Source organism: Mucilaginibacter sp. P2_A5, assembly GCF_056404995.1.
In genome coordinates, this window is the sequence record NZ_JBFUCY010000003.1 from 86047 (window position 1) to 99269 (window position 13223).

Below are 13223 nucleotides of genomic sequence, written 5' to 3' on the forward strand. Positions count from 1 at the left end.
GGGTCATTGGGTCATTGGGTCATTGGGTCATTGGGTCATTGGGTCATTGGGTCATAAATTGAGTCGTTGTAATTGAAATTGTTTCATTAGTTGAAAATATTCAATGACCTAATGACGTGCAACAAATGACCTAATGACTACCTTTGCGCGATGGGTTATAAAAGTTTACAGGCTTGTATTGCCGACCTGGAGAAACACGGTCATTTGGTGCGGATTAAGGAAGAAGTTGACCCTTATCTGCAAATGGCGGCCATCCACCTGCGGGTGTTTGAAAACCAGGGGCCGGCTATACTTTTCGAAAATGTAAAGGGTAGCAAGTTTCCGGCGGTATCTAATTTATTTGGTACGCTGGAGCGGTCTAAGTTTATTTTCCGGGATACGCTGGAGAAGATCAAAACACTTGTCGAGCTAAAAAACGATCCTATTAATGCCATTAAGAATCCTTTTAAATATGCTAACGTAGCGCTTACGGCCTTATCGGCATTGCCCATGAAAGGTAGTGGCCGGGGTGCTCCTGTAAACTTCGGCAAGTGTCAAATCAGCGATATCCCGCAGATAGTAAACTGGCCTATGGATGGCGGCCCCTTTGTAACCATGCCGCAGGTATATACCGAGGATGCCGATAAACCTGGTATCATGAACGCCAACCTGGGTATGTACCGCATTCAACTGGCCGGTAACGATTATATTTTGAATAAAGAGATTGGGCTTCACTACCAGTTGCACCGCGGTATTGGCGTACACCAAACCAAGGCAAACGCCAGGGGGCTGCCTTTAAAAGTAAGCATTTTTGTGGGTGGCCCGCCAAGCCATCCGGTAGCTGCTGTAATGCCACTGCCCGAAGGTCTATCCGAAATGACCTTTGCAGGGGCCTTGGGCAATCGTCGTTTCAGGTATTTTTATGACGATGAGGGTTTCTGTATTTCGTCGAATGCTGATTTTGTAATTACAGGCACTGTGATGCCCATGGAAAATAAACCGGAAGGCCCCTTTGGCGACCACCTGGGTTATTATAGCCTGGCCCATGATTTCCCCTTGTTAAAAGTCCATAATGTATATCACCGCAAGGACGCTATCTGGTCGTTCACAGTTGTAGGGCGCCCACCGCAGGAGGATACCAGTTTTGGAGCTTTGATCCATGAAATAAGCGGGGCAGCCATCCCGAAGGAAATACCGGGCCTGCACGCTGTTAACGCCGTTGACGCGGCCGGTGTTCATCCTTTGCTGTTTGCCATCGGCAGCGAACGTTATACGCCTTACATTAAAGAACGAAAGCCACAAGAGATACTCACCATTGCCAACCATATTTTAGGCAAAAGCCAGTTAAGCCTGGCCAAATACCTGCTGATAGCTGCCCAGGAAGATGACCCGAACCTGGATGTAAATAACATAGAAGCATTTCTGCACCACATATTGCAACGCGTTGATTTTACCCGCGACCTGCACTTTTATACCCGTACAACCATTGATACCCTTGATTACAGCGGCGATGGCCTGAACACCGGCAGCAAAGTAGCCATAACCGTAGCCGGCGATATTAAACGCGAACTTTGGACGGAGCTACCATCCTGGTTTGATTTGCCGCGCCCGGTAACCAATATCAAAATGGCCGTACCCGGTGTGTTGATGGTTGAAGTACCCAAGCACATAAATCATAAGGATATCGATAACGTTATCAGCATTATAGAATATCGCCTGAAGGAGGAAGAAGACGAACTTGGCGGCCTGGCGCTTATGGTGCTATGCGATGATGCCAGTTTTGCAGCGGCCAACGTCAATAACTTTGTTTGGATAACCTTTACCCGCAGCAACCCATCGCACGATATTTATGGCATAGGCAGCTTCACCAATCACAAGCACTGGGGCTGTACCGGTCCGCTTATTATTGATGCCCGCATAAAACCCCACCACGCACCGGTATTGGAGCGCGACCCCGAAGTTGAAAAACTGGTTGATAAAATGGGCGAAAAAGGCGGGGCTTTGTACGGAATTATTTAGAAAGAGTTGATGGGTTACTACGCGGTGCAGGGTGACGCTAATTGAAAAAAGTATCTTAACTAGCTTACTTCCGGTATTTTTGCCGGGCAACCTGCTAACCGGCGTACCGGTTCAACAATTGCAGGTTGTTTAATGCATCGCCCATGGTGTTGTTAAAATAAGCATAAACTGTTTTGCCCTCTGCCCGCCATTCTTTTACATATTGCGCATATTCATATAAAAAGGCATCGGTATAGCTGCCGCGATATCCCCCTTCGGGACCATGAAACCGCAGGTAAACTACATCATCATGAACAGCTATTAAAGGGCTTGCCGATGCCGGCATGTCATGCAACACCATGCCCATATTATACTGCCCCAGCAGTTCATAAACATCGTCCTGGTACCAGCTCCGGTGTCTGAATTCAACTGCCACTTTCCATTCGCTGCCAGGATCGTTCAGCCGGATAATACTTATCAGTTGTTCAAAGGGGTGCAGGCTGCTTACCTGTATACTGGCCGGGAATTGCACCAGCAGGCAGCCTTTTTTATCACCAGCCTGGCCAATAGCCTGCATAAAGCGTTCCACATCATCGGGGTTAAAAGCCAGGTTTTTGTTATGCGTTATCTCGCGCCATAATTTATAGGTAAACCTAAAATGATCGGGCACCTCGGCGGCCCATTTGGCAACAGTTTTACCAATAGGTAGTTTATAAAACGAGCTGTTGATCTCTATCGAATTAAACAAAGTAGCATAAAATCCCAACCTGCTCAAATGCCGAAATTCCGGCGGAAAATCGCGTTTAGGTATCGGAATTTGTAAACCGCTTGTGCCGGCGTAAAATAAATTATCGTTATCCACCTAACTATAATAACCATACCAGTCCGATTGTTTTATATTAGAACGATCGTTCCAATAACTATTCAGCCCCTTTCACCTTTCACCTTTCACCTTTCACCTTTCACCTTTCACCTTTCACCTTTCACCTTTCACCTTTCACCTTTCACCTTTCACCTTTCACCTTTCACCTTTCACCTTTCACCTTTCACCTTACTTCAACTGCTGCAATTGCCTGATATCTTCAGGCGTTGTTTTACAGCAGCCGCCGATGATTTTGGCACCTGCCGAATACCAGCTTTTCGCCCCGTCATAAAAATGGGAATGACCGGTGCTTGCAGGCAACCAGCATTTATTTACAGCATCCCAAACTTCACCTTTGTTGGGATAAACCAGGATATACTTACTGGTGTTCGCGGCCGCTATCTTTACTAATGACGCTATATGCTGTGGCGCTGTACAGTTAACACCAACCGCGACTACCTGTGCCGATTGATTTAACTGTTTTACAGCTTCGGCAAAATCTTCCCCGCTGCTCAGGTGATTTTCATCTTTACAGCTGAAACTGATCCAGGCTTGTACGCCGGGAAACTCCGCTAACAATTCCTGCAACGCCACGGCCTCATCTATACACGGAATGGTTTCGCATGCCAGTACATCCGCTCCGGTTTCTATTAACACTTGCATCCGGCGGCGGTGAAACGTTTTCAAATCTTCAATGCCTACACCATAATTGCCCCTGTATTCCGATCCATCGGCCAATGATGCCCCATAAGGCCCTACCGAAGCTGCTACCAATGGCTTTTCGCGGCCGGGGAACGCTTTCATAGCCTCATCGCGCGCATCAAAAGCCAATTGTACGCTCAGCTGCATCAGGCCGACAGCTTCTTCGGTTGTATATCCATGCTTTGCAAAACCTTCGAAGCTGGCCTGGTAGCTGGCAGTTGTTATAACATCGGCGCCTGCCATTAAATAATCATAATGTACCTGCTTAATCAGCTCCGGGTTCTCGTTTAACAATTTTGCCGACCATAAACTATGGTTAAGATCAGCGCCCCTTGCCTCCAGCTCGGTTGCCATTGCCCCATCAAGAACAACCAAGCCCTTTTTTTGAATAAAATTATCGAAGATGTTTTTCATGCCTAAAATTCCGGGCTGCAAAGTAGCAATTGTATGAATTCCGGATTATAACTTGCCAAATAATAATTCCTATCTCATAGGGATTACATTTTCTGATATTGCACATTAATTGCTAGCCAAAGGGCAAGCTATGTTCCCTGATGACCTCGTAAGGTAATTGTACGTCTATCGCCAAAACTTTTATATATCGCTACTTTTTTAAATGTTTTAAAGTTACCACTTTGGTGCCTTTGGTAAAATCGATATCATCGCGAAATATTATCCTGATTTTGTTATTGGTTACTTTTTGAGTCCTTTAACTCATGCACTATCCTCTGGTTGAGGAGCGTCTTAATTTAATATCTTAATTCGGGTAACAATAATATAATTCCCGCCATGTATCTCGTTATCGTGTTTCCAGTCCAGAGCCACGTTAATTGGAAATTTAGGGTTCGGACCAAGATTGACCGCAGCCGATTTACTGCTGTTTATCTTATAAAAAGCGGGAGCATTTTTAGTCGTATCATTTTTAATGGCAATTTCAACGCCGCCGCAAGTCATACAATACCGGTTATCAACGCCTAATATTGTGCCGTTGCTCGCGTAAATTTTGGTGCTGTCTTTTTTACACCCGGCAAACACCAATAGGGCAAAAACAATAAAAACCAAATGTTTCATATTTCATTGTATTAGTTAAGGACCTTTATTTGAGTAACAACTATATAATTGTATGTAGCAAAAACGCCGGTATCCTTTTTGTAATTTAAATTAACGTTTATCGGAAACCGGGTATTTTCATTAATTCCCAACTGGGCCAGCGAGGAGTTGATATGATAATAGGAAGGTGGATTTTTTGCAGTATCGTTTTTAATGGTGATCAGTAAGCCACCACATAAAGGCGAAGAGCACATACGTAGATCGTAGCCTGTTAAAACCCCATCGCTTTGATACGGGGTTTCGTTATTCTTTTTACAGGATGCAAATAGCAACCCTAAACAAAAGATGATAGCAAGCAATTTCATGATTAGTTTAATTATTAATACGAATTTAGTATCCGCAACGATACAGGCTACTAAAAATAATTCAAAACCAGCACTTTATATACCCATTAAATACAAATACCAACGAAATAACTTATATTGGTGTTTGTTTTTAATTTAGTACTACATCAACCTTATTGCCTGTAAATGACACCTACCCAAACCAACGCACCATGGCCCTTATGGAGGCTGATTGCCTTCCGCTTTTTTTTTATATACCTTACCCTACAGATAGCCCCGCTGGCCTGGCTGGCCGAAATTCCGGGAGTCGGTAAGTTATTATCTTTTTACTATTCCTTTGTTGATTGGGCTGTAACCACCTCCAATAAGCTTTTTTTTCATGTTCGCGAGGTATTGGTGCAACCAAATGGCAGCGGTGATACCTCGTGGGCATGGGCACAACTGTGGGCGATGTTAAGTGTAACGGTTATTGGCTGCCTTATATGGTCGGTACTCGACCGGAAGCGCATTAACTACACCCATCTTAATTACTGGCTTTGCCTGGCAGCCCGTTACTACCTGGCTTTTTTTGCGTTAAGCTATGGTATACTTAAAATATACGCCTTGCAAATGTTTTTCCCAAACCTGCATCAGCTGGCAACCCCACTGGGCGATTTACTGCCCATGCGTTTATCATGGATGTTTATTGGCTACTCCAAAACCTACCAGGTATTTTCGGGCATTATGGAAACATTGGTTGGCCTGCTGCTATTAAACCGCCGTACAGCTACCCTTGGCGTGTTTTTGGCGGCAGGCGTATTTGCCAATGTAATGATGCTTAACCTGAGTTACGATATCCCGGTTAAGCTATTTTCTATGGAGCTTACTTTGGTAAGTTTGTTTTTACTGGCTAACGAAGCCGGCCGCCTTTATTACTTTTTTGTACTCAACAAGCCGGCGCCTGTTGCCGATGCCTATCATTTTAGATACACCAAAAAATGGATGCGCTGTGGCAGGATTGTATTCAAATGTATATTTATAATTCTGGCAGTGTTCATGCAAATAATAAAAAACTGGCAATATTATCAGCAAGCAAATGAAGCACCAGATAAGCAATATCTTAAAAACGGGGTTTATGAAGTGGCCGTTTATTCAGTAAATAAAAAAGAGCTCCCTTTGTCAGTTGCGGATACCTTAAGATGGCATGACTTCATTTTAGAAAACGGTACCGGGAGCATTAAAACTGCAGATACTGCCTTCAGGCAACGTTATAAACGAGGGTATTTTGTTTATACTACAGATTCGGCAAATCACCTTTTTAAAATACAAAAATTCGCCGGAGATAATTACTGGTTAGCCAGCTTCAGGTACGAAAATCCAGATAGCGCTACCATAAAACTTTGGGGCAAACTACACAATGATAGCCTGTATGTGGTGCTTAAAAAAACCAATCGACACTTCCAGCTTGCCGAACGGCAGTTTCATTGGTTGAGCGAGCGTAACAGGTAATTGTGAGGTGTGAGATCTGGGCCTGAATTCTGTGGTCTGGGGTGTGAGGTCGGAAGTTCTCAAAGGTAAAAGTTCGGCCCATACCTCACACCACAGATCTCACACATCAGGACGCAGACCCCAGACTCAATTGTAACAACTATATTGTTTAAATCTATAGCTATCAAACAATTACTCACCTCTGCGCTTTGTATGATAAAATAGTTAGCAATGCCTAAATGGATTAAAATAGCATTAAAAGTATTAGGATCATTGATAGGCGCTGTCATCATCGCCTTTATAGGCATTTCTATGTACATTATTTTCAACAAAGAAAAGGTATTGAAAATGATGACCACCGAACTCAACAAAAACCTTAACGGCACGCTTACCATCGGTAAGCTCGACCCTACATTTTTCAAGGGCTTCCCCGGTGTTTCGGTAAGCCTTAAGGATGTAACAATAAAAGACAAACAATGGCCCGTACACCGCCATACCCTGTTAGATGCCAAAAACTTCGATGTATCGGTAAATGCCGCGGCTTTACTGCACGGCAGCGTAGAAATCAATAAAATAGATATCAGCAATGCCGCTATTGATTTGTTTACCGATAGCACAGGGTACAGCAACACCGCCGTTTTTAAAAGCAAACCAACGGATTCTGTTAAAATAGAGAAAAACACCAGCCCATCTACCCAGATCAAACGCTTTGGCTTAAACAATGTGAATTTTACCGTCGACGACCGCAAGGCCTTCAAGTTATTTAAGTTTGAGGTACAGGATGTTGATGGCCGCATGCAGTGGCCCGCCACCGGCTGGCATGCCTACATCAGCCTGAAAACAATGGTCAAAAGCTTTTCTTTTAACACCAGGAAAGGCAGCTTTATGAAAAACAAAGTGCTTAACGGCGATTTTGATATCACTTATGATGAACCATCAAAGCAAATTACGGTTGCCCCCAAAGTTTTAAATATTGGCGGCGATGCATTCACCATAGGCGGCAGGTTTGACCTGGGCAAGCCGAACGTTAATTTTGCACTCGATATTGTAAACGATAAAATTTTGTGGACAAATGCAGCTAACTTGCTGGCACCCAACATTACCAAAAGCCTTAAAATGTTTAATATTGATGACCCGATAGCCGTAACCTGCAAAATTGCAGGCACTTTTGGCGGCGGGGGCGATCCATCCATATTTGTTACTGCCCGGGTAAGCGATAATATTGTTACCATGCCCGGTGTTACAATTGAAAACTGCAGTTTTAGCGGCGTATTTTCCAATAATTACGTTAATGGCAGGGGACTTAATGACGATAACTCGGTTATCAAACTCTATCATTTTAACGGTACTTATAAAAAGGTGCCATTCACCATTGATACGGCTTTTATAAATAACCTGAATACACCGGTGGCTACGGGCATTTTTAAATCAAATTTTGATATTGCAAAACTAAACGGCGCCATTGGCGATGAAGACCTGCGCTTTACCAAAGGCTATGCCGATATTAAGCTGGCCTATAAGGCCGACCTGGTTAACTTTCGGCTCTCAAAACCTCAGTTAGCCGGTACTATTAATATCAAAAATGCAGCTGTAAGCTATGTGCCACGTAATCTTAATTTTAAAAACAGCGCCATTACCATCAAATTTGCAGGTAACGATTTATTGCTGAACAATATCCGCATGCAATCGGGCCAAAGCATTGTTTACATGGATGGCCGGGTGAACAATTTTTTAAACCTGTACTACACCGCTCCCGAAAAAATAGTGCTTAAATGGCAGGTGCATAGCCCGCAATTGCATTTGGCCGAATTTTTGGGATTTTTAAACCGCAACGAACCTGTTAAAAACGTTAAAACCAGGAGCAAAAAAACCACCATGAACGATGCCTTAAGTGTAGCATTTGAAAAAGGCAGGGCCGCGATCCACCTGCGGGTTGACAAAGTTTATTATAAAAACTTTTTGGCTACCGATGCCACTGCCGACTTTTTAATGGCCGATAACAACATCAAGGTTAATAACTTAAGTGTTAAACATGCGGGCGGCTTATTAAAGCTTAACGGTAATTTTGTGCAAAACGGCAAGGTTAACGATTTTACCATCAATACTAAAGTTGATAACGTAAATACCAGCAACTTTTTCCTGGCGTTTAACAACTTTGGGATGAACAGTTTTACATCAAAAAACCTGAGTGGCTTTTTATCAGCGCAGGCCCATCTTACMGGCAAAATTAATGGCGCCGGCAATATTGTGCCGGGCAGCCTGAAGGGCCTAACCACAGTTGATTTAAAAGAAGGCGCTTTACTAAACTTTAAGCCGATTACAAGTGTGGGCAAATTTGCATTCCCGTTCAGGGATTTAAAAAATATCCGTTTTCAAACACTTAAGATGACGTTTGACATTGATGGCGATAAAATAAACATCAGCCCGATGCAAATAAATTCAAGTGCCATTAATATGAATGTAGCCGGTGTTTATTCATTCTCGAGCGGCACAAATATTGCGCTGGATATACCCTTGCGAAATCCCAAACGTGATACCGCTATTATTGACGCAACCGAACGTAATAAAAAGCGTATGAAGGGAATAGTGTTGCACATTTTGGCTGCCGACGGCGATGACGGCAAAATAAAAATCAAATGGAACAAAAACCGCGATAAAGATAAAAACGATGATAAAAAAAATGATAAAACCGATGATGAAAAAGGCTCCTGACAGTTTTAAAAATGGCACGATATGTGCCTCATTTATAACAAATAAAATAGATGTATTTTTGACACAATAATAGCAATTGAATGCGTATCTTTGTGAATCCATTTAAGAGAGATCACGATTGATAATACACTTACCGGTAACTGCAACATATTTCAATACGGTAAACACCGCGCATCCTACTGCAATAGTATCAAAAAGCCAACCCCTGCATCATCAGTATCCCGGGTTCAGAAAAAATTTAGGAGCACCGTTAAATGATCATATTTTTATAAGCAGGTTAAACCAACCGTGTAAATTCTTATCGGACATATAATTAGCTGAAATAAATCTATTCAATAAAAATGAGACAACTCAAAATATCCCAATCCATTACCAATCGTGAATCTCAGTCACTTGAAAAATACCTTCACGAGATAGGTAAAGTAGATTTAATATCTGCCCAGGAAGAAGTGATCCTGGCGCAAAAGATCCGTGAGGGCGACCAGGCCGCATTAGAGCGTTTGACAAAAACAAACCTTCGTTTTGTGGTATCTGTGGCAAAACAATACCAAAACCAGGGTTTAACCCTGGGCGATTTAATTAACGAAGGTAACTTAGGTTTAATTAAAGCGGCTAAACGTTTTGACGAAACAAAAGGCTTTAAATTCATTTCATACGCAGTATGGTGGATTCGCCAATCTATATTATCTGCCGTTGCAGAGCAATCACGTATTGTGCGTTTACCTTTGAACCAGATAGGTTCATTAAGTAAAATTCATAAAGCGGCCTCAAAATTAGAGCAGGAATTTGAAAGACAACCAACTCCGGAAGAACTGGCCGAGGACCTTGAGATATCTGTTGATAAAATTGCCGATTCATTAAGCAATGCAGGCCGCCAGGTATCTATGGACGCTCCGTTTATACAGGGCGAAGAAAATACCTTACTTGACGTTTTGCAAAGCACTGATGCAGCAACTGATACCGAACTGATGATGGATTCATTATCACAGGAAATCAAACGCTCATTAGGTATCCTTGCCGAGCGTGACCGTGAGGTTATTATCCTTTTCTTCGGTTTAGGTGGGTATGCCGCCCATTCGTTAGAAGAAATTGGCGAGAAATTTAACCTTACCCGCGAGCGTGTACGCCAGTTAAAAGATAAAGCGTTGATGCGTTTACGCCACAACTCAAAATCAAATCTTTTACAATCGTACTTGAACTAAGGAACGATCTTACAGATTATAAGAAACGCGGATGATGAAAATTATTCGCGTTTTTTTGTGATATAATTACTTCTCCTGTCATGCTGAGTAGTAAAATTTCGCGAAATTCTGAAGGAAGAATGACAATGATTTCTCCCCAATGTCATGCTGAACTTGTTTCAGCACCTCACGTGCTAAGTATAGTTCATGCGGGTCACCTGTCCTGTGGGATCCTGAAACAAGGATGACTTCCGTTTTTTAACACACCATGGGTAGGGACGAAGCATCTGCACACCATGCAATATTGGTCATGCACAGTGTTCGCGAATAGATGCTTCGTTCCTCAGCATGACAGCCTTTTCTGATACAAAACATTACCCCACAAAAAAAGCATCTGCTCTTTTAAGAACAGATGCTTGTACGATTATGATAATAGTTTATTTATTAACCTACTTTTACATTTACCGCATTTAAGCCTTTTTTACCTTGTTCTACATCGTAGGTAACGCTATCGTTTTCACGGATAGTGTCGATAAGGCCTGAGGCATGTACAAAAACTTCGGCGCCACCATTTGTTGGTACGATAAATCCGAATCCTTTGCTTTCATTGAAAAATTTTACTGTTCCTTGCATTATATTTTTATTTAATTAGGCGAATGTACAGTTAAATAATTAACAATCTGTTATAAATAAGGCAATTAAAGTTTTTTTATCACTGAGGTCATTAAACAATAAAGGCCCGCGGTGTGTTCCGGGGCCTTTATTATTAGCGTGTTAGCCTTTAATTAATGAGTTAAAGCAGCGCTGCTGTACACATGATATTCGCCGGGCGCAAGCGTTACGGGCATGGTTGCCGACGTAACATTTATAGTTGTTCCGGTTAGCGCATCGGTGTAAGTACCGGTAGCTGGAAACGTGATATTGGCAGTTTGAGATGCCACATCAAAGTTGCCTAATACTTCCACATTAACGCCGGCATCCTTTAACTGGATGCTTTTGACTGCACCCGACAGGCTATATACAAAATTGGTGCTGGCAAATACCGCGTTCTTTTTACGCAGGTTAATCATGGCCGAATAAACTTTATACAATTGTATGCGCTGTGCCTGGGTAAAATAGTTCCACAAAATGGGTTTATTGCTGGTGCGGCCCCCGTTGGAGTCGATAGATTGATCGTAGCCTAACTCGCCAAACTGCCATAACATTTTAGGGCCGGGCACCGAAAACAGGAACGCGGCAGCCATTTCTTCGCGTTTCAGACCGGTTGTAATATCCTTAACATTATAACCGCCCGATGCGTTTCCGTAGCTTTCATTTTTAAACATCAGGCGTTCCTCGTCGTGGCTTTCAAAATAGCCCACCAATTGGTATGGCAGGGTAAAGGTATGCTGATCATAAAATATTCCCTGGAAATTTGAATTAGTTAACCAGCCCATGGTAGCTTCATTGGCATTATAATTTAAATTGTTCCACAACATCATGCCCTCGCCGGCCAGTTCCTTTTCTTCCTGGTTAGCCGCAAAGTGTTCCAATATCACATAAAAGTTATTATTGTCGATACTTTTAATGTAGTTATTGTACCCTTTCCAGATAGCTACGCGGCTGGCATCATACTGCCCCCATGGGCCTACAGCGGCATCGCCTGTGCCGTAATTTACCTGGGTAAACCCTTTGGAAAGATCAAACCGGAAACCATCTATTTTGTATTCCTGCATCCAGAATTTGATTACGTTTTTTACAAAATATTTGGTAGCAGCGCTTTCATGATTAAACTGGTATCCCACGTTGTACGGGTGTGTAGGATCGACGTTGTACCAGGGGTTATTTGCTGCCGGCTTGCCCGCGGCAGTGTTAAAATACATTTGCACCATCGGCGATTGGCCGAATGAATGGTTTAATACCATATCCTGGATAACAGCTATCCCTCTTGAATGACATTCATCAATAAATGCTTTCAAGGCGTTTTTGGTACCATAGTATTTATCGGGTGCAAAGTAAAACGAAGGGTTATATCCCCATGAAAGATTACCTTCAAACTCGTTTATGGGCATCAGCTCAATGGCATTTACACCAAGTTTTGCCAGGTAGTTTAACGAATCTTTCAAGGTTTGGTAATTGTGGTTGGTGACAAAATCGCGCAGCAATAATTCATATATCACCAGGTTCTTTTTTTCCGGCCGTACAAAGTTTGGCACCTTCCAGCTATAAGCGGGCTGGTTGGCTTGCAGCACACTCACGTTGCCCGTGGTTTTACCTGTGGGATAAGCTTTTAAACCCGGATAAGTAAGGGCGTCTATATAGCTGTCATTATTAGGATCGAGCACTTTTTGGGTGTAAGGATCGGCCACTTTAAGCGTACCATCAATCAGGTATTGATAGGCATATTCGGTATTAGGATCAAGGTTGTCAATCTGGATCCACCAGTTTTTGCCATCGGGTGTATGGTTCATGGCATATTTGGCGTCAGCCGTCCAGTTATTAAAATCGCCTATTACGCTTACCGATGTTTTTGAAGGCGCATATAAATTTAAAATAACCGATTTGCCTGAGTTGATATAAGCAACCCCGTCAACGGCACCCGCAGGTAATGCTTTACCTCCCGGTACCACTACGGTAGTATCTCCGGGAACGTTCCCGGAATTATCCCCGGAAGAAGGCTTCTTGCACGAAGTAGATCCAATCACCAATAAGGCGACCAGCAAAAAGTAAACATTTTTGATTATCATATATTTTGTGTTTATAAAATTGGCGGTATAAAAGTAACCTGAATTTTCTATTTTAAGCATAGCAATACTAAAAATAAATTTCTCAACAAATAGCAACAGGGGGTATGCTATGAAAACCAGGCATTTACAAAAGTATATAATTAGGTTTTAAGAAACAATAGGCGCAGGCCGGCCACTTTGGGGCAACCGGATAGCCGAGAAA

10 protein-coding genes are annotated in these 13223 nt (G+C 42.7%); 4 read left to right on the forward strand and 6 right to left on the reverse strand.

Annotated elements, in window-relative coordinates:
* Positions 1–150 precede the first annotated feature (150 nt).
* Complete coding sequence (locus AC1DXF_RS03605; protein WP_477446207.1) at positions 151–1998, forward strand: UbiD family decarboxylase; 1848 nt, start codon at positions 151–153, stop codon at positions 1996–1998.
* A gap of 94 nt (positions 1999–2092) precedes the next feature.
* On the opposite strand, the gene AC1DXF_RS03610 is transcribed toward AC1DXF_RS03605, so the two are convergent.
* From AC1DXF_RS03610 to AC1DXF_RS03625, 4 genes are all read right to left on the reverse strand, one after another.
* A complete protein-coding gene (locus AC1DXF_RS03610) occupies positions 2093–2839 on the reverse strand; it encodes a DUF72 domain-containing protein (RefSeq protein WP_477446210.1) in 747 nt (248 codons plus the stop codon).
* A gap of 189 nt (positions 2840–3028) precedes the next feature.
* Complete coding sequence (mmuM, locus tag AC1DXF_RS03615; protein WP_477446212.1) at positions 3029–3955, reverse strand: homocysteine S-methyltransferase; 927 nt, start codon at positions 3953–3955, stop codon at positions 3029–3031.
* A 330-nt stretch (positions 3956–4285) separates the two neighbouring features.
* Positions 4286–4612: a hypothetical protein gene (locus AC1DXF_RS03620; protein WP_477446214.1), complete on the reverse strand. Its 327-nt coding sequence runs from the start codon at positions 4610–4612 to the stop codon at positions 4286–4288.
* 11 nt (positions 4613–4623) lie between these two features.
* Positions 4624–4956, reverse strand: a complete 333-nt coding sequence (locus AC1DXF_RS03625) for a hypothetical protein (protein ID WP_477446216.1) — start codon at positions 4954–4956, stop codon at positions 4624–4626.
* A 165-nt stretch (positions 4957–5121) separates the two neighbouring features.
* Here AC1DXF_RS03625 and AC1DXF_RS03630 point away from each other — a divergent pair, with 165 nt between their 5' ends.
* The 3 genes from AC1DXF_RS03630 (at position 5122) to AC1DXF_RS03640 (ending at position 10316) form a co-directional block, all read left to right on the forward strand.
* Positions 5122–6423, forward strand: coding sequence for a hypothetical protein (locus AC1DXF_RS03630; RefSeq protein WP_477446218.1), 1302 nt, complete (start codon positions 5122–5124; stop codon positions 6421–6423).
* Between the two features lie 210 nt (positions 6424–6633).
* Complete coding sequence (locus AC1DXF_RS03635) at positions 6634–9114, forward strand: AsmA family protein (protein WP_477446220.1); 2481 nt, start codon at positions 6634–6636, stop codon at positions 9112–9114.
* A 341-nt stretch (positions 9115–9455) separates the two neighbouring features.
* Entirely contained in the window at positions 9456–10316 is an 861-nt protein-coding gene (locus tag AC1DXF_RS03640; RefSeq protein WP_090652399.1) for a sigma-70 family RNA polymerase sigma factor, read from the forward strand.
* A 423-nt stretch (positions 10317–10739) separates the two neighbouring features.
* On the opposite strand, the gene AC1DXF_RS03645 is transcribed toward AC1DXF_RS03640, so the two are convergent.
* Together AC1DXF_RS03645 and AC1DXF_RS03650 are read right to left on the reverse strand one after the other, a co-directional pair.
* Positions 10740–10931 carry a cold-shock protein gene (locus tag AC1DXF_RS03645; RefSeq protein ID WP_090652398.1) on the reverse strand — a complete coding sequence of 64 codons (192 nt, stop codon included), beginning with the start codon at positions 10929–10931 and terminating at the stop codon, positions 10740–10742.
* A gap of 149 nt (positions 10932–11080) precedes the next feature.
* Positions 11081–13021: an alpha-amylase family glycosyl hydrolase gene (locus tag AC1DXF_RS03650; protein ID WP_477446222.1), complete on the reverse strand. Its 1941-nt coding sequence runs from the start codon at positions 13019–13021 to the stop codon at positions 11081–11083.
* Positions 13022–13223: the final 202 nt, after the last annotated feature.